The sequence below is a fragment of the Gracilimonas sp. genome (genome assembly GCF_040218225.1).
In the GTDB taxonomy this organism is placed as follows: domain Bacteria; phylum Bacteroidota; class Rhodothermia; order Balneolales; family Balneolaceae; genus Gracilimonas.
The window spans coordinates 119,161-143,656 of the sequence record NZ_JAVJQO010000004.1 but is presented as its reverse complement, the minus strand read 5'-3'; the positions used below and the strand labels follow the sequence as shown (position 1 = coordinate 143,656).

General features: G+C 43.0%; 17 protein-coding genes and 3 tRNA genes. 10 read left to right on the top strand and 10 right to left on the bottom strand.

The annotated features are described in order from the left end of the window. Both RIB15_RS04630 and RIB15_RS04625 read left to right on the top strand, forming a co-directional pair. A complete protein-coding gene (locus tag RIB15_RS04630) occupies positions 1–918 on the top strand; it encodes a DMT family transporter (protein WP_350200980.1) in 918 nt (305 codons plus the stop codon). 272 nt (positions 919–1,190) lie between these two features. After that, a complete protein-coding gene (locus RIB15_RS04625; protein ID WP_350200979.1) occupies positions 1,191–2,696 on the top strand; it encodes an MltF family protein in 1,506 nt (501 codons plus the stop codon). On the opposite strand, the gene RIB15_RS04620 is transcribed toward RIB15_RS04625, so the two are convergent. From RIB15_RS04620 to RIB15_RS04605, 4 genes are all read right to left on the bottom strand, one after another. Next, entirely contained in the window at positions 2,689–4,416 is a 1,728-nt protein-coding gene (locus tag RIB15_RS04620) for a GAF domain-containing SpoIIE family protein phosphatase (protein ID WP_350200978.1), read from the bottom strand. The genes RIB15_RS04625 and RIB15_RS04620 overlap by 8 nt on opposite strands. 6 nt (positions 4,417–4,422) lie before the next feature. After that, positions 4,423–4,845: an ATP-binding protein gene (locus tag RIB15_RS04615; protein ID WP_350200977.1), complete on the bottom strand. Its 423-nt coding sequence runs from the start codon at positions 4,843–4,845 to the stop codon at positions 4,423–4,425. A gap of 11 nt (positions 4,846–4,856) precedes the next feature. Next, complete coding sequence (locus tag RIB15_RS04610; protein WP_350200976.1) at positions 4,857–5,204, bottom strand: STAS domain-containing protein; 348 nt, start codon at positions 5,202–5,204, stop codon at positions 4,857–4,859. A gap of 247 nt (positions 5,205–5,451) precedes the next feature. Continuing rightward, positions 5,452–5,943, bottom strand: coding sequence for an SPOR domain-containing protein (locus RIB15_RS04605; RefSeq protein WP_350200975.1), 492 nt, complete (start codon positions 5,941–5,943; stop codon positions 5,452–5,454). Positions 5,944–6,091: 148 nt separating this feature from the next. Here RIB15_RS04605 and RIB15_RS04600 point away from each other — a divergent pair, with 148 nt between their 5' ends. Together RIB15_RS04600 and RIB15_RS04595 are read left to right on the top strand one after the other, a co-directional pair. Continuing rightward, on the top strand, positions 6,092–7,165 hold the full coding sequence (locus RIB15_RS04600; protein WP_502881336.1) for an ABC transporter ATP-binding protein: 1,074 nt from the start codon (positions 6,092–6,094) through the stop codon (positions 7,163–7,165). Positions 7,166–7,196: 31 nt separating this feature from the next. Beyond that, on the top strand, positions 7,197–7,481 hold the full coding sequence (locus RIB15_RS04595) for a GlsB/YeaQ/YmgE family stress response membrane protein (protein WP_350200974.1): 285 nt from the start codon (positions 7,197–7,199) through the stop codon (positions 7,479–7,481). Between the two features lie 142 nt (positions 7,482–7,623). Here RIB15_RS04595 and RIB15_RS04590 read toward each other — a convergent pair. After that, positions 7,624–7,696, bottom strand: a tRNA-Arg gene (locus tag RIB15_RS04590). A gap of 108 nt (positions 7,697–7,804) precedes the next feature. Here RIB15_RS04590 and RIB15_RS04585 point away from each other — a divergent pair. After that, complete coding sequence (locus RIB15_RS04585) at positions 7,805–10,273, top strand: DUF5686 and carboxypeptidase-like regulatory domain-containing protein (protein ID WP_350200973.1); 2,469 nt, start codon at positions 7,805–7,807, stop codon at positions 10,271–10,273. Positions 10,274–10,674: 401 nt separating this feature from the next. Here RIB15_RS04585 and RIB15_RS04580 read toward each other — a convergent pair whose 3' ends face one another. Next, positions 10,675–11,580 (bottom strand): OmpA family protein, encoded by a 906-nt coding sequence (locus RIB15_RS04580; RefSeq protein ID WP_350200972.1) that lies wholly within the window; start codon positions 11,578–11,580, stop codon positions 10,675–10,677. 150 nt (positions 11,581–11,730) lie between these two features. On the opposite strand from RIB15_RS04580, the gene RIB15_RS04575 reads away from it, so the two are divergent. The 5 genes from RIB15_RS04575 to RIB15_RS04555 all read left to right on the top strand — a co-directional run bounded on the left by RIB15_RS04575 (position 11,731) and on the right by RIB15_RS04555 (position 18,883). Next, positions 11,731–11,804 (top strand) — tRNA-Ala (locus RIB15_RS04575). Positions 11,805–11,965: 161 nt separating this feature from the next. Next, on the top strand, positions 11,966–13,159 hold the full coding sequence (locus RIB15_RS04570; RefSeq protein ID WP_350200971.1) for a hypothetical protein: 1,194 nt from the start codon (positions 11,966–11,968) through the stop codon (positions 13,157–13,159). A 9-nt stretch (positions 13,160–13,168) separates the two neighbouring features. Then, on the top strand, positions 13,169–13,912 hold the full coding sequence (locus RIB15_RS04565) for a FecR domain-containing protein (RefSeq protein WP_350200970.1): 744 nt from the start codon (positions 13,169–13,171) through the stop codon (positions 13,910–13,912). A 56-nt stretch (positions 13,913–13,968) separates the two neighbouring features. Beyond that, positions 13,969–16,719, top strand: coding sequence for a hypothetical protein (locus RIB15_RS04560; RefSeq protein ID WP_350200969.1), 2,751 nt, complete (start codon positions 13,969–13,971; stop codon positions 16,717–16,719). A 4-nt stretch (positions 16,720–16,723) separates the two neighbouring features. Then, complete coding sequence (locus tag RIB15_RS04555; RefSeq protein WP_350200968.1) at positions 16,724–18,883, top strand: CHASE2 domain-containing protein; 2,160 nt, start codon at positions 16,724–16,726, stop codon at positions 18,881–18,883. Positions 18,884–18,894: 11 nt separating this feature from the next. On the opposite strand, the gene RIB15_RS04550 is transcribed toward RIB15_RS04555, so the two are convergent. From RIB15_RS04550 to tilS, 4 genes are all read right to left on the bottom strand, one after another. Beyond that, positions 18,895–18,983, bottom strand: a tRNA-Ser gene (locus tag RIB15_RS04550). A gap of 61 nt (positions 18,984–19,044) precedes the next feature. Beyond that, positions 19,045–22,353 carry a ligand-binding sensor domain-containing protein gene (locus RIB15_RS04545; protein ID WP_350200967.1) on the bottom strand — a complete coding sequence of 1,103 codons (3,309 nt, stop codon included), beginning with the start codon at positions 22,351–22,353 and terminating at the stop codon, positions 19,045–19,047. A 58-nt stretch (positions 22,354–22,411) separates the two neighbouring features. After that, on the bottom strand, positions 22,412–22,981 hold the full coding sequence (hpt, locus tag RIB15_RS04540; RefSeq protein ID WP_350200966.1) for a hypoxanthine phosphoribosyltransferase: 570 nt from the start codon (positions 22,979–22,981) through the stop codon (positions 22,412–22,414). A gap of 1 nt (position 22,982) precedes the next feature. Further along, positions 22,983–24,323 carry a tRNA lysidine(34) synthetase TilS gene (gene tilS, locus RIB15_RS04535; protein WP_350200965.1) on the bottom strand — a complete coding sequence of 447 codons (1,341 nt, stop codon included), beginning with the start codon at positions 24,321–24,323 and terminating at the stop codon, positions 22,983–22,985. Between the last annotated feature and the right edge of the window lie 173 nt (positions 24,324–24,496).

The following is a 24,496-nucleotide window of genomic DNA, read 5'->3' as shown; positions in this document are numbered from 1 at the left end:
TTGAGCCAGGATTATTCCAAAGCTAAAGTGTATCTGGTTCTTGCCGTTGGGCTATCTACCTTTGGTTTTGCTCCGATATTGGTAAAGTTTGCTACCAGTCACTCTGCTCTTTTACTGGTAGCTATCAGAACCGTTGGAGCGTTTCTGATGCTGCTTCCATTTTACATCTATAAAAAGAAGAGTAAGAAGTATGATGTGAAGTCCGGCGGTAATGAAACAAAATGGATGGCGTTTGCCGGAATAGCACTTGGGTTGCACTTCATGCTTTGGATCAGCTCGCTCTATTATACTTCAGTTGCATCAGCTTCAGTGTTGGTGACCATTCACCCCATCATGCTAATTATTGCGGAACGGGCACTTTATAAAATGGAATTTGCGCCAACAGTCTGGATTGGTGTTTTCGTTGCTTTTGCTGGTTCTGTATTGCTGGGTATCTCCGATTATAATGCGGAGTCGTCGTTTGAAAATCCTTTGCTTGGCAATGCAATGGCTTTTGGGGCGGCGGCCATTTTTGCAGTCTATTTTTTAATAGGAAGAAAAATTCGCCAAAATCGATCCTGGCTGGGGTATGTATTTCCTGTATATGGATATGCAGCTGCAACCTGTGTTTCGATATTATTGATTGTTGAAGGGATTCCTGATCAAATTCCTCCTGTTGTCTTTTGGGTGGGTTTAGGGTTAGCCATTGGTCCGCAGCTAATGGGGCACGGTTCATTGAATTATGCAGTCAAATTTGTATCCCCGACTTTATTGTCAACGCTCATTCTTACAGAGCCAGTCTTTGCCACCATTCTGGCATTTTTTATCCTTGGAGAACTTCCTGCTATCCTTTCCTTTATAGCTATTTTTGTAACATTGGTGGGGGTTGTGCTAACCTGGAAAAAGAAACCAAAGCATAAAAGAGAGATTCAGGAATAGCCACTTCTGTTTTTGGGGCATCTGAATGGTCATAATACACGTACTTTGTGTAGTAATACTCAATGAGAATATCTATAAACTAATATAAAACAGTAGTAAGAGTCATTTCGTGAACCTTTTCGTATATTTCAACGTTAGAAATCCTGAATTAGATTAGACATTACTAAGAATTCAGGAATTCAGCACAAATAGGTGTATCATTACTCAAGGCAGATGGAATAGTGGCTTCATTATAGAATTGATTCAAACAATAATGAAAACAACATCACTTAATGCTATTTGAAAGAGACAACATTATTGGAGTGTCCAAATACTTGCTTCTCACAGGTTGTGGAGCTATGCTTTTGCTAAGCTGTTCCCAATCTTCAGATAAGTCTGAGAGCAATAATACACTTCCTGTTTCTGTAAGTGAGCCGATCGAGAGAGATTTTGCAGAAATTAAGAGCAATGGCGTACTCCGCATGATTACCAGCTATAGTTCGGGTTCCTATTTTCTCTATAAAGGAGTTCAGGTTGGCTTTGAATATGAGTTGTTAAAGGCATTCACTAAAGAAAATGATCTTGCCCTTGAAGTCGTCATCACGGGTCCTGACGAAAGCCCATATGACCTTCTGAATAGCGGTCGCGGAGATATCATTGCGGCTAATTATACCATCACCCCAGAGAGAAAACAGTTGGTAGATTTTACCCGGCCATATAATATGGTCGATCAGTTGATCGTAGTTTCTGATGATTTAGGTTTTAAGCCGGAAAGTATTTCAGAGCTTGAAGGGGTGCCTATAAGCGTGCGTCGTAACAGCTCCTATTATGTTCGGTTAAAAGAGCTTAAAGACGAAGGTTTTCCGGTAAATATCAATATCATTCCTGAAGATATGGACACCGAGTCGGTATTGTTTCAGGTTGCCGATGGCACTTATGAAGCAACTGTTGCCGATGATAATATTTTTGATGCAGCCGACAAGTACATGAACGGCTTGGTTAAAGGACCTCTTATTGCTGAAAGTGATACTATTGCCTGGGCGGTACGTAAAAATGCTCCGGATCTGGAATATCAACTAAACCGATTTTTATATAAGCATTTTCGGTTTGACGAAGACGGTGTTCCCAAGCGTTCAGCATTTCTGAATGTGCTTCGGAAAAAATATTTTGAATCGGGCAACCAAATTGCGGATTACTACAGCCCCAATTATCAGGGGGAGCAATATGGCACCATTTCCCCATATGATAACATGATCAGAGAAGTAGCAGATGAAATGGAGCTCGATTGGGTAATGCTTACTGCCATTGCTGCACAGGAATCAAAGTTTAATCCAAGCTCTGTAAGCTGGGCGGGTGCTGTTGGGATAATGCAAGTGTTACCGCGGTTCTCAGAGATTTCATCCGACTCGCTTTACATTCCGGAAGTAAACATACGGGAAGGGGCTAAAATTCTGGCTTCTCACCTCGAGCATTATGCCTATATGGATTCTACCAATAAGTGGTCGTTTGCCCTGGCAGCATATAACGCAGGATCAGGTCACCTTGCAGATGCCCGAAGACTCACAATTGATCACAACAAAGACCCTAATAAGTGGGAGCATGTGTCTGAGTCGCTACTGAAACTGATGCAGCGCAAATACTATCAAAATGCACGATATGGCTTCTGCAGGGGAATTGAAACGGTTCGATATGTAAATGAAATTATGAACCGCTACGGCACTTATCAGACAATATTAGCCCATAACAGAGATAAAACAGCTACAGGCACCGGGGTCTTAGGTTTTAAAACCCTCAATTAACTTTCAGTACCAATATGGTGATGTCGTCATATTGAACACCATTCGAGAATTCTGTGATATCATCAATAACGGCATCCATTATTTCTTTTGATGATTTCTCAAGGTTCTTCTGCAGACATTTAATGAGTCGCTCCTCTTCGTATTCTTCAGTTTGCTGGGGATTCATTGCCTCAGTGACACCATCTGTGTAAAATACTATCGTATCTCCGGACTGGAGCTTTACAGAGGCAGAATCATATGGCATCATAGAAGGCATTGCCCCAAGTATTACTCCACCTGCATCAAGTTCTTCAGGCTCTTTATTTTCTTTTCTGAATAATAGAGGGTTATTGTGTCCTGCATTTACATAGTCAAAACGCTTGCCATCTGCGGATACTTTACCCCAGAAAAAGGTAATAAACTTATCAGCGGGTGTATTTTTATGGATGATATCATTAATGCTTCCGGTAGCTTCAGCCAAAGTGATATCGATAGGAGCCAAAGCATGTAACATAGACTGAAGGTTGGCCATGAGTAAAGAAGCAGGAACCCCTTTGCCGGTTACATCAGCTATGGCCAGAATATGCCCACCGTCAGGTGTTTCAACTACATCAAAATAATCGCCACCAACCTGCCGGGATGAAATATTTGTAGCTTCAAGATCAAAGCCATCGATGGTTGGTATAGGCGAAGGAAGAAGGCCTTGCTGGATGGTCTTGGCAAGATTGAGTTCTTCTTCCATTCGTCGCTTTTCGATGCGTTCTTCAAGCAATAAGGTTTTTTGAATAGTAAGAAGGGCCAAATTCCCAAGCGATTGAAGAAAGTTTACCTGCTCTTTACCGTACGGCTCATTATTGGCAGGTGCTCCAACTCCCACAACCCCGATTTTTTCATTTTGAAAACGAAGGGCTATAACCAACCTGATACCGTTGTTTTCCAGAAAAGGACAGTCATGATCTTCGTCACAATAGAAAACATCGTTAAGCTCAAAAAGCGTATTCAATTCTTTTTTGGTCGGCTTTTCTTTTAACCCGCTACTTGAAACAATGGATTTTTTGCCATCAATCTCTAAGACAAAAAAGAACGTCCGGATCAACATCTGTCCCAACATGGCAAACTTAAAAGTCCGGGCAATTTCTTCCCGGTCAACCATCATGTTAAAATCTTTACTCAGCTCAAGAAGAGTATTCAGGTCGTGCACCTTGCGATCCAGTTTTCGGTTAATAAGCCGCAATTCCTGAAACATCCGTGAGTTGGCAATGGCAACCGATGAAATGATAGTCAGGCTTTCAATAAATTCGAGTTCGCTATCGGTTAGTGGTTGTTTATTTCCTTTTGGGCCCAGGCACAAAAACCCCAAGTGATGATTCGTGGTTCTAAGATTAAAAAAGATGCTGCCTTCAGCGAGCCCCAGTTTTTTCGTGATATCAGGAAACTCTTCTCCTTTAACAACAGATCGGTCTAATGTTGCTTCTGGAAATTCGAGCTGAATTGAATCATCTTCTTTAAGTGAGTTTTTGCCTTTTACCTTGCTAACTACATAAAAGTGGTCAGATCCTTTATTGATGAGAATAATACCTTTTGGAACCAACAACTTACCCATCGTGATGAGCAAAAGGTTATTGAGAACAAAATCCGGTTCCTGAGATTCAATGAGCATTCGGCTGGTTTCAAGCAGGGTGCGAAGCTCAAATCGGCTTTGTCGTTCTTCAGTATTTGAAAGAGAGATTTTTGTGTCCACGATTCGTCAAAGGTTTTTGACCATTCGTATTTCATTGGTATGCCCTTTGCGGTTATACTGTACCTGGTCCATCAGTTTTCGAATCAGGTAAACTCCCATTCCGCCACGTTTCTTTTCTTTAATACGCTTCATTAGGTCAGGCTCGCTGTAAGTGCTGGGATCAAAGCTTTTGCCTTCATCCATTAATGAAATCCACAACTGATTGGCATTAGAACCAATTTCAATACTTACTTTTTCGGTAGGAGAGTTTTTGTAGGCGTGCTTGATGATATTCGTATAGGCTTCGTCTACAGCCAGTCTGATTTCAGAAATATCTTTTTGGCTGAGCCCGATATTTTCAGCATGAGCTGCTACAAAATCCCGCACTTTGGCAAGATGCTCTGTAGAAGCTTCAACAGAAAGGGTTTGTATGTTATTATTTCCAGCCACTCTCTTGCTATTTAATTGTCAAAGCTTTGCAAAGCTTCTTTTTCATCTTCCAGGATATCATACAAAGTTGGGAAGCCCAACAAATCGAAAACGTTATAAACGCGATCGTTCATATTTGTTAGTTTGATATCACCACCTAAACTTCTCACATCTTCGATGTAGGCCATAAAGACACCTAATCCTGCACTGGCTATATAATCAAGGCCAGAACAATTGACGATGATCGCATAGCTTTCTTCGTCAATTAGCGATTTGAGTGCATTCTCAAGCTGAGAAGCGGTATGCGCATCAAGTTCTCCACTGATATCCAGTATACTTACATGGTCATGTTGGCGTGTAGCAATACTGAAATTTTTCATTCCACTTTAATTGAGGTTTGTGAATGATGTTGAAGCTGCATAATAACGTAAACCGTAGAATTAGGAAAGTTTTTTAGGAGTGGATGGTTACGATACCCAGATAAAAAAGATGCAAAAAAATAGGGCATTACATTTTTCATATGCAATGCCCTGACTATTCATCAAGAGAGACGCTACTTGAGCGCATCTACAATTAAGCAAATGCTTGGGAGAGATACAACTATAAATTATTTGATGTCAAATAACTTCAGCTTCCTGTTCTCTGAACTTTGGAAACCCAGTAGCCCGTATTCAATTCATTGCCCAATTCTGCGCCGAATTCTTCGGCTTCAGCCTTATCAGCAAAAAAGCCAACCCGCAATCGAAACCAAACATCACCGGTTTCTTCCTTTCCAATTTTAACCGTATATACATGAGGATAATCACGATCGCTTAAGGTATTTCGATATTCATTGGCCTCTTCTTCAGACCGAAAAGCTCCTACCTGAACAGCATAAGTTCCATCTTCTGCAAACTGTGGACCTTGTTGTTCTTCCTGTATTTGCTGTTGCTGCTGAGCACGGGCGATACTGTCTTCGCGAGCTTGCATCATTTCAGCAATTCTTTGTTCCTGAACTTTTCTGAGAGAATCTAGACGAGCTTGTTCGGCAGCCCGGCGTTCTTCTTCACTTGGACCACAAGCCTGAAAGCTGACTAAAGCCACTGCCAACAACAATGTGTAGATGCTTATTTTTTTCATAAGAATAGTAGTTAGTTGATAATTATCTGTAAATGGTATGCCCGAAACGAATTAAACTTACATTATCCCGACCTGTTTCACAAATATTCACGTGTCAAAACTTTCAGAAGTATCAGATTAGTATGTATCTTATGTAGACTGAATCTAAATGAAGATTTTTTGGTTCAGCAACTACATGGAAAAGTCTCTTTTAAAAATATCCGGATTAACGAAGTCATTCGACCAAAGCGGGCCCGTTGTAAACGATGTCAGTTTTGAAGTTGGTAAGAATGAGATTTTCGCGCTTCTAGGCCCAAGCGGTTGCGGGAAAACTACAACGCTGCGTTTAATTGCGGGTTTTGAACAATGCGAAGCCGGCGAAGTGCATATCGAAAATGAGCTGGTTGAGAGCACACATAAACGCCTTTCCCCCCAAAAAAGAGAGATTGGTTTTGTATTCCAGGATTATGCCCTTTTCCCTCATATGAACGCACTTGATAACGTGGCTTTTGGTCTGCGTGAAGTGGACAAAAAGAGGCGGCCGGTTTTAGCAGAAGAAGTACTTTGCCGAACCGGAATGGAAAAGTATAAACATCGAATGCCAGATGAGCTTTCTGGTGGTCAGCAACAAAGAGTTGCCTTGGCTCGGGCTATTGCACCGAAGCCCCGGCTCGTGTTAATGGACGAACCTTTTTCAGGACTTGATGCCATGCTTCGTGATACCACCCGAAAAGAAGTTCGGGCTATTCTGAAAAAATCCGGAATGAGTGCAATTTTGGTTACACACGATCAGGAAGAAGCGCTCTCTTTTGCCGACCGGATAGCAGTAATGAACAACGGCCAAATTGAACAAATAGGGACTCCCGAAGAAGTATACTACCATCCCAAAACACAGTTTGTAGCACAGTTTCTGGGTCGGACGAACTTATTCCGAGCTCATGCTGATGGGTCTGATAACGTGGAAACACGTCTGGGTCCGGTGAAAATTAACAAAGAAGCCGAAGGGTTGATTTTATGTTCCATCCGCCCGGAGCACCTGACCATTGAGCGATGCAAAGAAAATGGAAACGAAAGTGGTATTATTGTCGGCCGTGAATTTCGCGGGCACGATATTACCTACCATGTGCTTTTTAAGGGAGATAAATATATTGTTCATACAGATAACCGGCTGCTTTTTGATGTAGACGAACATGTAATTGTGAAACCTCTGGAGCCAGCCGTAGTATTAGAACAAAAGGCCTGAACTAAATTTTAAACTATCTACGGAGAGTTTTATGTCATTTTTTGGATTTTTATTATTACTACTAATAGCTGCTATTTGCGGTGGAATTGGGCAAAGTATCAGCGGGTATAGTTTTGGTGGGTGCTTAATTTCAGCCGGGGTTGGATTTATTGGCGCTATTATCGGCAAATGGATTGCCAGTGAGTTGGGTCTTCCCGAATTATGGACTATAGAAGTAAGCGGAAGTCCTTTCCCAGTTGTTTGGTCTATCATAGGTGCAGCTTTATTTACCGCTATTCTCGGTGCCGTGATGAGGGGAAAGCAACAAATCAAGTAAGTAATTTATTTTTCAGCGCATTCCCTTACTTACCCTAAACACAGAAATATTAAAGAGGGATTAGGTAATTATAGCCTTGCAGGTGATGATTACATTGTTCTTCTGGGTAATGAAGGCAGAAAATTTTGCTTCAGTAAAAAAGTGACCCCGCCGGGAATCGAACCCAGATCTAGAGTTTAGGAAACTCCTATTCTCTCCAATTGAACTACAGGGTCATTATTGTTATACAATCATTCCTGAAAATATACGTAGGTAAACGTAACTAATCAGCTCTTAGTAAGTAGAAGTTCGATAGTTTTTTACATTAATATAATTCGATAGGGATGCAGAAAATTTCCGTTCTTTTTCTTTTTCTGGTGCTGGGAAGTACTTTTGAAAGTCACGCACAAACACAAATTACAGGCAAAATCGTAGATGCTGAAACCGGGGACCCACTACCTGCTGCTCATATTATTATCAAAGATACCTACAAGGGTACGATTTCAAATCAGGATGGAGAGTTCAGCATTATTGTCCGAGAGTTTCCTGTCACGCTTATAGCTCGCTTTATTGGGTTTGAAAGCCAGGAACAAGTGGTAACCAAAGATTCGGGACCAGTTGACTTCATTCTAAAACCTTCTGTAGCAACTATGGGTGAAATCGTAGTTACGGGTGAAGATCCCGCTATTGCTATCATGAGGGAGGTTATCCGAAGGAAGCAAATCTGGAGAGCGGGTCTTGAAACCTACAAAGCAGAAGCTTATACACGTCAGCAGTTAAAAAATGACACCTCTATTGTATCGATTTCAGAGAGCATATCCGAAGCGTATTGGGATAAGAAAAGAGGCTCCCGTGAAGTGTTAAAGTCAAAGCGCCAAACGGCAAATATTGATGCTGCTGATAACTTTGCAGGAGTAAGCTACCTGCCTAATTTTTACGACGACAACCTGGATATTGCTGGTTTCAATATGGTAGGGGTCACTCATCCGGATGCGCTGAAGTTTTATGAATTCCGGCTTGAAGATATTCAGTCGTTAGATGGACAGGTTGTGTATGAGCTGTCGGTGACTTCAGATCGAAAGCTGCAGCCGCTTTTTGAGGGGACTATTTTTGTATTAGGAGAAGAGTATGCTTTGCTGGAAGTAGATCTGAAACCAAATTCTGTGGTAGTTTTTCCTCCCCCCGTGCAGGATTTCAACCTCACCTATTCTCAGCAGTTTAGCAATTTTGGAGGCGACTATTGGCTTCCGGTTGATGTGCGTATCGAGGGATTGGTCGAGGTAGGACTGATTGGGCTTCGTTTTCCTCCTATCGGGTTTAAACAGGTAGCAAAAATGAATAACTACGAGGTGAATATAGATCTGCCTGATTCCCTTTTCAGAAAATGGAATCGCTTTACCGTAGATTCAACAACCATCAATTCGGGCGATTCTCTTTTTGTGAATGAAATTGACATCATTCCTTTAGATACAGAAGAAGAAATAGCTTATGAAAAAGTAGATAGTACAGCTACTCTTGAAAAGGCTTTTAAACCAACGGGCTTTTTTACCCGTTTTATTGACTGGGAAGAAGAAACTGATTCGGATGGTTCTTCAGTATCGGTAGGTGAAGGAGGTTCGGGAAGTTCAGGAGGAAACAACAATTCAAGCTCTTTTTGGTCGAAATTAACCCGAAATTTAAGTCCGTTAGCTCGTTTCAATAGGGTAGATGCTTTTTATGGAGGTCTTAAACATCAGCGCAGATACGTAGATAATCGTATTTCTTCGGAGGTTTTTGCAGGATATAGTACAGGGTATGATGGGGATGATATTTTTGGAGCAGGAACACTGTCGTATGGAGTGAAAATGGGATGGTGGCCATTGAAAAAAACTCGTCGTTTTGGGCTTTCTGCAGGCTATAGTGCAACTACGGAAACCCGCTACAACTCCGATATGTACATGCCTTTAATGACCAGTATGCAAAACTTGCTTGGCTTTTCTGATTACTTTGATTACTACAGAAACGAAGGAGTTAAGTTCACCGCTGCCTACCGTCCGAAAAGCAAATTTAGGGGTACGTTTAGCTTGAACTATATGTATGAAAATCATTCTGCCATCAATTATAAAACGAGCTACGATATTATCGGCAGAGATTTAATTCAGCGTCCCAATAGTTATATAGACGAAGGAACGCTTAGTGCCGTTAAGCTATCCTATAGTATTGGAGAGAATAAAAAAGCTTTTGGTGCGGTTGGGGCCGATGATTTCTTGGTAAGTGTGGAGCAGTCGGCAAAAGTGATAGGAAGCAGCTGGGATTACACCCGCTTTAAACTGGATCTGTACCGGCGCTATGAGACTTTCTATCAGCGCCGGTTTTTCCCGAACACATTGGATATGAGGCTAAACGCCGGAACTTATCTTGGTGATCTTCCCATCCAAAAAAATGAAGCTCTCGATGTTGCATTGGGAGTGATTACGCCATTTGGAGCTTTCAGAGCCAAGCGATTTATTCCATATGAAGGAGCAAGTTATATATCACTAAATGCAGAGCATAATTTCAAAAGCGTTCCTCTGGAGATGCTGGGGTGGAGAAATGCTACTCAGACAGGATTGAGTATCATTGCCTTTGGCGGGATTGGAAGAACATGGGTGAAGGACGAGCAGGTGCAGGAATTCAATAATCGCTATGGTTTCTCACCGGTAACCACAGATGATTGGCATATGGAAGCGGGACTCTCGCTAAGTAATATCTTCAATCTTTTTCGAGCAGATGTCGCTTACCGAATAGATAATCCTGGCATTTTTGTGGGTATCAGTGTGGCAAGGTTCTTTTAAGGCTACATTCGGTCTTTGTATTAACAAGTGTCCGTTGAAAAACTCGTCATTGCGAGGAGCCCGTAAAGTGATGAGGTTCCATTGGTTTAATCGACGAAGCAATCTCCATGACTAGTTCAGGATATTGATGCGGGGAGATCGCTTCGTCGGCATACATAACGATATACTCTGACATTTGTACTCCTCGCGATGACAGACATGTTTTTTTAATTAATCAAACAGAACGGTCCATTAAGATTAGGTGTGCCATCTCTACAAAACCTCTTCGGTGAAACACTTTCAGGACCGGTAGATGCTGAAAGGTTGTCCTAATAGGGACGAATCAAAAAATTACTCCAATAAAAAAAGGCTCGCTGCAAAAGCAACGAGCCTTAAACTTGTCTTCTGAAATTCAGCTCAGATTACATTCCTGGCTGGTATTTCAGGGTACTGATTGGATGTGATTCAGCACGTCGGTTTCTTTCGCAACCGGGTGTGTTTGCATCCATTTCAGCTTCGGTACACTCAACAGGAGCTTTACCTAAACCACGAGATTCAATGCGGTCTTCAGAAATGCCGTTTCCAGTGTAGAAGTCTACAACAGAAGTAGCACGTCGAAGGCTGAGTCGTAAGTTATACTGATCTCCACCCACGTGGTCAGTGTAAGCATCAACGCGAACACGGAAAGCAGGAGCGTCTTTAAGAACTTCAACATTTTGCATCAGTGCTTCGGCAGCGTCAGCTCTGATATTAGAGCGGTCAAAGTCGAAGTTGATGGTAGTGAAAGAATCTTCAGTCAGGTAAACAGGATCGCTTCCATCAGTAGGGTTAGTACCCATGTCGATTTCCTGCATGTCAGTAAATCCGTCGCCATCAGAATCTGAGTTATTCGGATTTGTGCTATGAGTCATTACTTCATCATAGTCATTAAGTCCGTCACCGTCAGAGTCGGCATTGTTAGGATCTGTTTCGTACTCATTGATTTCATCGCCATCGCTGAGTCCGTCGCCGTCAGAATCTGTATTGTTAGGATCGGTGTTATAAGAGTTAACTTCGTCACCGTCACTCAGGCCGTCGCCGTCAGTGTCAGAGTTCAGAGGGTCTGTTTCGTAAGTGTTGATTTCGTCCGCATCAGTAAGACCGTCGCCATCAGAATCTGCTGAATTAGAATCAGTACCTAATTCTGCTTCTTCGGCATCAGTAAGTCCGTCGCCGTCAGTGTCTACTGGTTCCTGGACAACAGGTTCGTCAGAACCACAGCCATACTGTACTACGGTACCACCTACTAAGAAAAGTGTGAGAACGAGAAGATGGATAGTTCGCTTCATATTAAGATTTCTCCAATTCAATTAATTATTAGGGTTATAATATACACTATTTTGAATGAAAATAATGATACTGGGGTGTGTATCAAAAGAAAAATTAGCTAAAAAAAGTTAGCATAAGTTTTATACTACCGGTATCTTTGATATTCGTTTGGGGCTATAGCTCAGCTGGCTAGAGCGTCGCGCTGGCAGCGCGAAGGTCCGGGGTTCGAATCCCCGTAGCTCCACAATAGCCTTTTTCAGCTCGGAAAAGGCTTTTTTTATATAATTCAGTAAAAAATTCGGGGTATTTATCGGCGCTTTCATAAATATTAGAGTTAACCGGATCGCTTGTTTGTATGCTTGTTATACTTTAAAATGAGCATGATTTATAAAAACGGGAGTTACAATGAAAATGAATGAGAGATCATTAAAATTTTATCTCGCACTTTTTGTACTTGCACTCATAGGTGTTGTTCCCAATAAATTTGCTATAGCTCAGAACGTCACCCTTGATGTTGAACCAAGTCCAATTCTGGAAAGTGCCCAGACACTCAGCTTAACAGGTTTGGGTATTGATACCGAAGGCCAGGGGCCGGTATTAATATCAGCGACCATGGAAAACCTTTCCGATGTAAACATCGATAATCTATATTTTGAACTAATTGTATCAGCCGGGAAGGTGGGTAACATTGTTGAGCTTACGCAAAATGCGTCACGTCCTTTTTCCTTAAAACCGTTTCAGTCTGTTTACTTTACCAACAATGATTTAGCGAACGAACGCATTCCCGGAATTTCCCAGGCAATTACCTTTACGGGAGGATTAACTACAGAAGGCGATGATTTTTTGAGCAATTTATCGGGATCCACTACTCTTCCACGTGATACCTATTCTTTGGAATTGATTCTCTTTAGGGTAACAGATGCGCAAGGCAGAGAAGATTTAGCCAGAGATGTAGCTGAAATAGGTGGCGGAAGTATGGCTGCGGCATCATTTGAAGAAGGCAATATATATCTGAAAACACCCGGGGATATTGTAGGTGCTGCTGCCGAAATAACAAACCCCTTCCCTCAATTTAGCTGGGAGGGAGAAAATAATGTTTCCTATCGGTTACTGGTTGTTGAACAAAGAGGGCAAGACAGCCCTGAATCATTACTTGCCAGTGCCAAGAGTTCATCTCCGGTGGGAAATGGCGGGTCGTTACTCACTTTTGAGAATCTTGATATTGTAGTTCAGTCAAATTCATTCCAGTTTCCTTCTTCGGGCGTTCAGCCATTGGAAAAAGGGAAAACCTATTACTGGCAGGTTGTAACCACACTTCAATCCAGCGGTGACACCGAAGAAGTTTCATCAGAGATATGGAGTTTTGTGTTGAAGGATGCTGCCGAGGCTGTAGCAACAGCTCCAATTTCAGCGGAAGTACAGCGTGCAATTGAACGATTGATTGGCCCGGATGCATATCGAAGGTTAAGAGACAGAGGATTTACTCTGGAGTCTATTCAATATGATGGGCAAGACTTTACAGGCCCTGCAGCAGCTATTAAGCTCGAAGAGTTACTTCAGAAAATCAGAGATGAAAAAATTATAGTGGAAGGAAACTGAGAGGCTCACATGAGAAACATTAAAAAGAAACTATACACATTTATAGTACTGCTGGTGTTTGCAGGAATTTCTTCGGCAGATATTGCCATGGCACAATCGGAACGACCATTAGCGATTGTTAAGCGGTTTAAGCCCGATGTAACTCTCCAGAACCTGGATATAGATAAGTACATTAAGCTTGATCTGGAGGAAAATAAAGGAGAGCGGCTCTTTGACGGCGATTCACTTTCTACTGATGAAGAAGGTTTTGCCCTGGTTGTATTTATGGATGCCAGTGTAGCCAAGGTAAAACCGAGTTCATTGCTGATACTCAACGGTTCAGTTGCCACAGCGTCAAAAGCAATGAATACCCGGATAAATTTGAAGAATGGGGAGATATTTTTGAATGTGGAACCACAGGGAGGCAATGACTTTGAAGTAGCTACCAACCGTTCGCTGGCCTCGGTTCAGGGAACCGATTTTGGGAGTCGCTTTGATGGATTTGTTTGGGTTGAAGAAGGGCAGGTTGACGTAACCGCCCTCAATTCTGGCCAAACCGTATCTTTGTTCGAGCAAATGTATGCTCAGGTTGATGAACAGGGAAATAATGTGGATTCCGGAACTCTTACAAATGAAGAATTAAATTCACTTGGCGAAGGGTATAGCGAAATGGAAAACGACCTCATTCAAAAAGAAATCAAACTTAGATTCCGGGATCAAAATGGGCAACTACGGGAAATAACGATTGACGTTTTTGAGGAAGGTGAAAATTAAATAATTTATTAAGCGGGTTCAGGATAGTTTAAGGTTAATAATATAGATACAGCGTGATGGGGGTTGCAAAAAAAGGAATACTACTATTGCTGTTTATAACAGCCACAGGGGTGGCTTATGGCCAGTTCAATGTGCAGCATCAGGCTCCTGTTGCGGTAGAAAGAAATCAACAAAATGTACTTGAATTCAGAGTGCCGGGTATTTCTGAAGCTGATTTTCAACAAGCACGGCTTTTCTATAGGTATGATGGAGACTTCAGTTATCAGCAGCAGGAAGTGAATTACAGGAATGGCTTGTTCCAAACATCATTTACTGCTACCAACCCCAATGCAAGTTCATTAGAATATTACTTTGAGCTGACACTCAACTCAGGTGAAATGCTATTCTATCCAAACAATCTGCCATCGGAAAACCCAGTGGAAGTGGAGATTGTAGAAAGCACGGAAGAAAAAAAGCCCAAACTGGAAGGAATAGATTATACGATCCTTTCACCCCGCCCCGGCAATGGCGTTACCGTTGATGATGTAGTTATAGCTATTGCACTTTTTTATGAAAAATCTGCCTTGCAGCCGGGAGAGTTTCAGTTATTTATTGATGATAAAAATGTGACTTCCGAAGCTGATACCTCCGCGTATTATATATCCTATATCCCGAAAGATTTAGGGCCGGGCTCGCACACCATTTCATTGGAGTATAAAACAGAAGATCAAACATACTCCGTTACGGACTGGCGGTTCGCTGTAGTTACTCCGGGGCAGGCGTCATTTCAGGGTTTTGGTCCCGGCAGGGCACCACAAGGCCAGGTCGAGTTAACCGCACGAAATCAGGAGATAGCAGGTGATATTAATAATGCCTATACCGGCCGAGCCAGCATTTCGGGGGCATATGGTAAGTTTCGCTATTCGGCAAACGGATATCTGACTTCCCAGGAATCGGTACGGTTACAGCCTCAGAATCGATACGGTGTTGATTTATCCTACGGAGATTGGTGGAATTTTGAAGCCGGTCATGTGTATCCGGTGATGAGTCAATTTACGATTTCCGGACGGCGGGTGCATGGATTGAATACCTCACTGCATTTATTGAATGACAATATCAATCTTCAGTTTATGTATGGTGAGCTTGAGCGACAAATCACCAACCAATACGATAGCCTTATTGTTGAAGAAGTAACGATTGGAGCCGATTCGGTTGTTGATCGCAATTTCCTGTTAACGTATCAGGACGGCGGAAGAGGTACTTTCCAGCGAAGGGTTATTGGCGGTAAACTGGGCTTCGGAAATGAAGAGAAATTTCAGATAGGCTTTCATGCGTTAAAAGTTCAGGACGATACGACGTCTATTTTTAATGTCAGGGATTACATGGATCTTGTAAACTCAAATGTAGTCTTGAATAACAATCTGGATCAGGTTGCCCGGGATAGCCTGATGGCGAATCCGGAACGGCTGGATGTAAGAGGCGGGAATATCAAGCCTCGTGATAATGTGGTAGCGGGAACGGATTTGAAGATGGGATTCAATAATAACCGTATTCGCTTTGAGTCCGAAGCTGTAATCAGTGCGCTGAATAATAATATTTATGATGGTCCGCTGACAGTGGAGCGGGCTGAAGAATTAGGTTTTGATGTTGATAAGGGCACTGCAGATTTACTCGAGCAGTTGTCATGGCTGATCATCATAAACGAAAATATGAATACGCTTCCTTTCAGGATTGCCGAAGATGACAGCGGAGATATTTCCGGGGATGCCTTCTTCCCCACCAGCATTCTTGCCGGCAATAGTGAGCTCTCATTCCGTTATCCGAATAATAACTTCAGGGCGCAATATCGCTGGATTGGTCCTGGATTTAACTCTCTGGCAAATTCTACCATCCGGAAAGACGTAGCCGGTTTTACCCTTACCGACCGCATGAACTTTTTGTCGAACAGGGTCTATCTCACTCTGGGGTATGAAAACCTGAATGACAATGTAAGTGGTACCCGTGATGCTACTACCAACACCATTACCTATCGAACAAATGTAAGCTGGTATCCTGTAGACCGTAAACTGCCAAGAGTGAGTGCAGGCTTACGGTATAGAACCAGGGATAACGGGATCGAAAGGCAGAACTTTCTACTACCTGATGATTTGGTGAATGCCGCAGTACAAAATATCCGGCAGGAAACGAGGACTATAAATGGACAGGATACATTAGTAACCTTGGTTACTCCCACCCCGCGCTCTAATTACACGGTGAATATTAACACATCTGTGACGCAACAGTTTAGCTGGATGAATGCCCGAAATGATGTATCGCTAAGCGTATCTAACCTTAAAACTACAGATGAGGTTTTTGCCTTTGGCGATGTAGCCAGTACATCATTTTCTCTAAGCCTTAATTCCCGATTTACAGATCTGCCCCTGGAAACACAGTTTGGCCTCACCGTTAATAACACTGAATCCGGAAGTGGGCAGAATGATATTAATATATTCGGGATTTATGCCGGGGGTAACTACCGGCTGATGGAAAACAGTTTAACACTAAATGGCCGGATTGCTATTACCAGTAATAAAATATCATCACGGATGATTGAAATTCGTGACAATCCGAATTCAGAGGTGTTAAATGATAATCCGCGCGATAACTATTTTGTTCTAAGTGATGAGGTAACCAAAAACACTTTTTCTACATTTGTATTACAGGCTGGAGCACGCTATAATTTCAACGAATATCATGCAATGGTTTTTGACGCTAATTTTACCAATGTTAGCGGACAGAACCGGGCAAATGATAGTATAGTGCAGCTCAGATATGTATTCAGCTTTTAACTAAATGGCCGAAAAAAAGAAAAGACTTACTTCCGTCACTCTTATTGCCATTACTACGTTTGTAGTCTCCTTCATATTAATGTTGCTCAGGCCCATTCAAGTAGTTGAGCTTAAGTATTTTGATCAGCTTTTTGAATGGCGTGGCCCCCTGGATGTATCCGACTCTCCCATTGTGCTGGTCGCCATTAGTCAGGAGGCCGATCAGGAAATCCCGCAGAAATTTCCCTGGCCCACTAACCTGCATGCAAAACTGGTTGAAAACCTAAATAAAGCCGGAGCCAAAGTTATTGCTTTTGATGTTGTCTTCAACAATCCGGACATCTACGAGGTAAAAAACGATTCTCTTTTTGCTCAAAAGATGGAAAAATATGGAAATGTGATTCTGGCGGGTGATTTGCAGCGAACGATAACACAGTACTCTGATGAAATATCTCCGATGTTTCCGACGCCTGTTCTGCGGGTAGGCAATCCCAATCAGGTGGCGTTGGTAAGGGTGCATCCGGATTTAGATGGGGCCATCCGTTCCTATCGTTTTGGCCAAAAGCACCAGGGAGATAATCTGTACCGGTTGGGTTTGGAATCAATCAGGCTATACGAAGGAATCCCATACGAAGAGGTAGATCCCATAGGACCTAATCCGGAAAGCGATTATTTCAACTTGGGTCCATATGAAATCCTGAAAGACGGGGCGAATTCATTTCTCATTAATTACTATGGACCAGAAAGCACCTTCCCTGAAATTTCGTATGAAGAGGTGATTGACGATTCCAGCTATACCACGGTTTTTGAATCAGAATTGGGGGGTGGAGTCAACACCTTTGATGATCCGGATATTGGTCATTTAGCCCAGGGTACATTTGAGGATAAAATCGTGATTGTTGGTGCCACTATGCCTCTGCTGAAAGATTTTTATACCACTCCATTTGCAAACGCAGGCAACAACCCGCGTCCCGGATATCAGGTTCACGCCAACGCTATTCAAACCATTTTAGACAGCAACTATATCGAGCGGTTTCGGGGTTGGTACACGCTGGTTATCATGTTTTTTCTATGTCTTTCCATCACCTTATTGAACCGATTTGCGAATGCAACATGGGCTATTTTGGCTTCAGTAGTATTTGCGGGAGGGTATTTTGGAATTACCTACTGGGCCTTTATGAGTTACAACTTGTTGATGATGATCACCGGCCCCATCATTGCCATTGTAGTAACACAGGTAGGGATGGTCAGTTACGAATATTATGTTGAGCAAAAAGAAAAGCGCCGCATTAAAGGGATGTTTGCTTCCTACGTTTCTCCGGAGTTGGTAAACCGGATGATAGAATCGGGTGAGGAACCGCAACTGGGTGGTGAAGAAACTCATATGACAGCTTTTTTCAGTGATGTGGTTGCCTTTTCGACTTTCTCTGAACAGCTTGAAGCAAAGGAGCTTGTAACGCTGATTAATGATTACCTAAGTACGATGACGGATATCCTGAATAGTCGCGGCGGCACGCTGGATAAATATATAGGGGATGCCATTGTAGCCTTTTTTGGATCTCCGGTTCCTATGGAAGATCATGCGTTCCAGGCTTGTGTAGCTTCTCAGCTGATGCAAAAAGAACTGGCCGAATTACGCAAAAAATGGCAAAAAGAGGGATGGTCAGAAATGGTGGCTAATATGCACCAGCGAATAGGGATGAATACAGGCGTTATGGTAACGGGTAATATGGGTTCATCCCGGCGGTTTAACTACACCATGATGGGAGATAACGTAAACCTTGCGGCTCGCTGTGAAAGCGGAGCAAGGCAATACGGGGTGTATACCATGGTTACCGAATCCACAAAAACGGAAGCCGAAGAATTTGGAGATGACTGCCTGTTCCGCTTGCTCGATAATATTGTGGTCAAAGGAAGAACAAAACCGGTTAAAGTATATGAGATAGCGGGCTTGAGAGCCGATGCTGATCAGGTACTGCACGATTGTATTGGTTTATATGAAGAAGGACTGCAGCATTATTTTAACCAAGAGTGGGATACAGCAATTGACAGGTTCAAAAAGTCAGTTGAACTGGAGCAATATGAGAGAAATCCATCCGGAATATTTATAAAGCGGTGCGAGTTGATGAAAGAAAAATCTCCGGGTAATGACTGGAATGGAGTATTTGTAATGGAGAGCAAATAAGCATGTAAATGCGGAGAGGGAGGGATTCGAACCCTCGATACCTCGTTAGAGGTATACTCCCTTAGCAGGGGAGCGCTTTCAGCCACTCAGCCACCTCTCCGTTTTTTGAAGGGCAACAAATATAGCGACCTTTACACACTAATAGCAACCCTGTTAAAGCTTTAATCTGCCTGCTTTATTTTATCCTCGATATCGTCGCCAGATAAGCCTTCGATTGGGAATTTTAAGGTGAACTTCGTGCCCTTATCCTGTTCAGATTCAATCAGGATTTCTCCATTGTGCAGGTTCATCATTTCCTTGCAAATTAACAATCCAAGTCCGGTTCCTTGTTCATCTCTGGTGCCCGCTCTCGACGTAGTTGAATCAAGGCGTAATAGTTCGTTCACCAACTTTTCCGACATTCCTATCCCGTCATCTTCAACTTCGATATAGTAAAAGCCTTCGTCCCGGCGCAAAGCCATACAGATAGTACCACCTTCACGGGTAAACTTAATGGCATTTGAAATCAGGTTTCGCAGAATCGTCTCCAGCATATTCAGGTCAGCCAGCAGGTACGCATCTTCGCTGGCTTTATTCTGCAAGCTTATATTCTTTTGATTGGCGACGTGCTCAAACAGCTGGTGCATTCTTTCGATGAGCTCTCTGAGGTTTACTTTCTCAGGAACAGGACTAATTTTGCCTGTGTGTAATGAAGCCCAGTTCAGCAAGTGTTCAACCAGCGTTAGTAATGATTTTGATGATGCATGAATATGCTGCAGGCTGGTTTTCAGTTCCTCAGGATCTGATTCATCAACTTCTGTAATCATCATTTCGCTGTATCCCAGAATAGCCTGAAACGGATTGCGCAGGTCGTGTGCAATTAAGGAGAAAAATTTATCCTTGGTTTTATTGCTCTCTTCCAGTTTCTGAGCCTGCTCACGGATGATTTTACTCTTCTCTTCAATTTCATTTTTCTCTTTACGCAGCTGAGCAGTCTGCTCCTCTATAATCTTCTCCATCTTTTGTTGCTTCCGAATCAGATATTGATATCGGATTTTGGACGCTCCATAATAGCCTCCACCCACCAGCAAGATTAAAAGGAAATAAAACCAGGCCTGTTCGTAGAAAAAGGGCTGCACCGTGATGGCTGCTATAGCCGGGTTTTTACTCCAAACCCCGTCATTGTTAGCAGCTATGACTTCGAAGGTATAATTACCGGCAGGCACATCTGCATAAGAAGCAGTTCGTTCCCCAAAAACTTCGATCCAGTCGTCATCATATCCTTTAAGGCGGTATCGGAACCGGGTTTTTTCGGGAGCCACAAAAGTGAGCGCATGGAAACTGATATCAAATGCCTTATAGCCTTTTTCAATGGTGATTTCGGAGGAGTTGTATTCAAGATTTCCTGTCCGGACGTTCTTGATTAAAACCGTGGGAGGGATATTATTGGTAGTAGTAATTTCGGACTGAAAAATAGCAACCCCTTCCTGTGTTGAAAACCAAAAATCCCCATTATGGGTTCTGATTCCCGCCTCCTGGAATGAGCCATTAGCCTCCGGGTTGCGCATGCCTTCCTGCCGGCCATAATGTAGCAGCGTGAAATTGCCACTGTTGCCATCCAGGTAGGTGTTGAGTTCAGACTTGTCAATTTTAATGATGCCCCGGTTGGAGGAGATCCAAAGCCAGCCTTCCTGATCCTGAGAAATCCAGTGCACGATATGATCGGGCAGCCCGTCTCTGGTGTTAATGAATGTGACTTCACCGTTTTTGATCCGGTTCAATCCGTTATTCTCCGTGCCAACCCATATCACTCCGGCTTCTTTTTCATCCACATACACAGATCTGATGTTGTTTGAAGAAAGTCCGTTTTCCGTGGTGTAGTTTCTGAAATCACCGTTTTTGAAGCGGCTTACGCCTCCATCCAGTGTTCCAATCCAAAGAGCATGGTCACTATCTTCCGTGATATAGCGGATTTTGTAACCAGCCATGCCTTCCTCAATGCCAAAAAATTGATGGGTTTCATTGACCGGGTCAAATTTCACCAAGCCTCCATAAGTACCCACCCAAAGCTGGTTGTTGCTGTCGTTGAAAATCGAGCGGACGTCATTCACTTCAACATTGGTTCCAAGCCGGTAATTTTTAAAACCATTTTGAGTGATCAGGTCAAGTCCTTCCTGATAGTAGCCAACCCAGATGTTTCCATTTCCGTCTTCTTCTATAGCATGAATGATATTAGAAGCAATATTGCTGGTAGTTGTCTGGTAAGTAACGATCTGGTCACCTTCAATTTTATTGAGGCCTGCCCCCCGGGTTCCCACCCAATAAGCGTCCCGGCTGTCCTTAAACAAAGCCAGGATATTGTCACCTGATAAACCTTCCGGCGAACCTAGTGTCCGCACCTTGGATTTGCTTACTGTGATTAGTCCATTTGTATTGGTTGCAAACCAAAGGTTGCCTTCCCGGTCTTCGAACATGCTGTTGAAGTAATAATCCTTGATTTTATCAAGTGCATTGAATTTCTCAATTCTGCCGTTTTTAAAAACCCCAAGGGAGCCGGCATTTCCCAGCATCCAGACATTACCGTCACTGTCTTCATAAAATTCGGTGTAGGTTTCTCCCTCCACTATTTCTCTGTTCCTTACCCGGCTAACTTTACCATCGGTTTCGATATATACTTCACCAGGCATGAAATAAAGCAAGTAATCATCACCCTCAAAAATATGCCGTATAATTTTGCCTCTCAGGATAGTATACTTTTCAGGGAGAATTAGTTTGCCATCTTTAAGCTCATAAAGCCCATTCACCGTGCCAACCAGCAGCGCTCCCTCTTTACTACGGTGCGCAACTCTCATCTGGTTATTAACCCGATTGTCACTTATATCATACTGATGAAAACCAGTCTCGGTATGGTGCAGCAAACCATCATTAGTGGATATCCAGAAAGAACCGTCATTATCCTCTAAAAAATGAGAGACCTGGTTCTGAAAAGAAGAAAAATTATAAAAGAGGGAAAAAGCTCCACCTTCATATACATAAAGTCCCCGGTGGGTAACAAAGAACATCCGGCCATCGGCGACCTCGTATATTTTTGTGACATCAGAATTTGTAAACCCGTTGTTGGTACCATAGTGTTTGAAATTGCCGTTCTGGTACAGTAAAACTCCGCCATATTCGAGGGTAAACCACATACCTACACCGTTCTGCCTATGAACGAGCGTAGCCCGGTTATGAGGCATCTCGGGGGTATTGGAATAATCGAAAGTCTTAAAGTTCAGCCCGTCGAAGCGTACGAGTCCGTCATAAGTACTAATCCACAGGTAGCCAAGTGAATCCTGAGTGATACTGTTAACGGTATTTACTGGAAGGCCATCTTCAATGCTCCATTCGCGATAGGTGAGCGTATCCAGCCTTTGCAGCAATGAAGGCTGAAAAGCAAAAGCTGCCTCTGCAATAAAAAGCAGAGCAAAAAATAAAATCCCTTTTCTAATCATAATGTCCTTTTCCAACCCAAAGCCAATGTAATCTACCGAACCTGTTGTTGATCACATGTTAATCGTCCTCTTTGTCAATAACATAAATTTGAGAAAGATTTCGTCCTTCCTGAGCATAATCAAGGCCATAGCCCAAAACAAAAGCATTTGGGATCTCAAAACCCACATAGTCGAGTTGTACATCGTGGTGGGTGGCTTCTTTTTTATGAAGCAGTGTACATACTGCTACGGAAGCCGGATTGTTTTCTTTAATCCGCTTTACCATGTAATTCATCGAGAGGCCGGTATCGACGATGTCTTCCACCAAGATCACATGCCGGCCTTCAATCTTTGCATCAATATGCTTGAGCTCAGTTACCTGTCCCGAAGATACTTTCTGATCTCCATAGCTGCTAAGCTTCATGAAATCCACCTCACAGTCGATGCTGACATGGCGCATGATATCAGCCAGAAAAATAAAAGCCCCATTCAGAATCCCTATAAAAATAGGCTTTTTGCCCTCATAGTGTTTATCGAGCTGGTTGCCCAGCTGATTCAGGCGCTCATCGATCTGGTCTTTGGTAATGAAGATTTTAAATTTTTCGCCGTTACAGGTCACTGTATCCGGTTGGTAAAAAGTTGAACTCATGCTAACTGAAATTTATCGTCAAAAAAGAAGTTGATGTGGTTTCGCATTTCGCCAATTCAGAGATGGCACCCCGCTCTTTGTTAATTGCTGGAGCAGGATATAGAATAGCATAAATAGTACCATCTGATCCGCACAATACCAAGGCTTTTTCCTTAAAATATGAGGGAATTTTTCGGTTTGTCAGGTGATCCGATATTCTCTGATGTCCATCCATCCCCAGAGGTTGAAAGGCATCGCCGGCGCTCCAGGTTCTGAGCGACAGAGGCCAGCTAAGTTTGGAAGCATCCAGTTTTAGAGCTGCTTTGGAGGCAGATTTCTGTGTCTTTTTTAGCGTGATGCCGTTCAGTTTAAGCCCTTCCTCAATCTCATCTTCTGAAATCTCTTTCGAGATATCTTTGAATTCTTTGTTGGGGTGAAGGTGGATTTCATCCCGTTCGCGGATCAGGACCAGGTTTCCGGCCTTCATGCTTTTTCCGGGCTGAAGGTATTCGAGCTCGGTCAATTCTTTCAGCTGACCTTTAGAATACTTGCCCTCAGCCCCAAACTGATCGAGCAGGTTCTTTAGAACGGCAGGCTTCAGAATGGCTGGCAGCTTCGAAAATTTCTTCAGATTAATGATATTCTTTTTAGCTACCTGATCCGTGATTTCCAGAATACTGGCTTCAAAGATTTCTCCCTGCTGTGGCAAGTCCAGGATATTCTGCTTCCAGCCGGGCAGCAGGTCATCCATCTTCTGGGCAAATTCATTCCGGATGAAATTGCGGGCATATTCAGAGCTTTTGTTGCTTTCATCGGTGCGATAGGGAACAGCTTCCGATTCACAAAAAGCCAGGATGTTGTCTTTTTCAAAACTCAGCAGTGGCCGAAACAATTCGCCATCCCATTCTTTCATGCCCTGCCAGGCAGCCGGTCCGCTTCCCCGAAACAACTTCTGTAAAATGGTTTCCACCTGGTCATCCTGATGATGAGCGGTCACGATGGCTTCGGCTTTGGATTCCGCCTTTAAATCCCGAAAAAACTGATAGCGCTGCTTTCGGGCCCAGTTCTGGAAATTCTCTCCTCCGGCATCTTTAGGGTTGAGCCGGATGGAACAGCACTCAAATCCCCACTGAAAAGCCAGCTGTTCTACAAGCTCCTGATCTTTATCGGACTGTTTTCCCCGCTTGCCATAGTTTATATGAACCACCAGCGCCTCCCGGTTCAGCAAGTGAAAAAGATAGAGCAATGCCATGGAATCAGGACCGCCACTCACCCCAAGAATGAAAAAAGTATCCGGTTCAAAATAATCAGCGAGGCTCTTTGAAAGATGCTTCTGCAATTTTTTGGAAATCGATTTTGCCATAGAAAAAAGTAGGGGGAAATTGGGAGAATGTCGAGAGAACACCGAACAAGAAACATCGAACTTTGAAGGAGGGGTCTTCCTCGTTTGAAACCCTGCGCTGGATCAAAGATGACTTTTTATCTTAAGAACTGTCATCCCGGACTTGATCCGGGATCTTTAGGCCAGGTATGTTG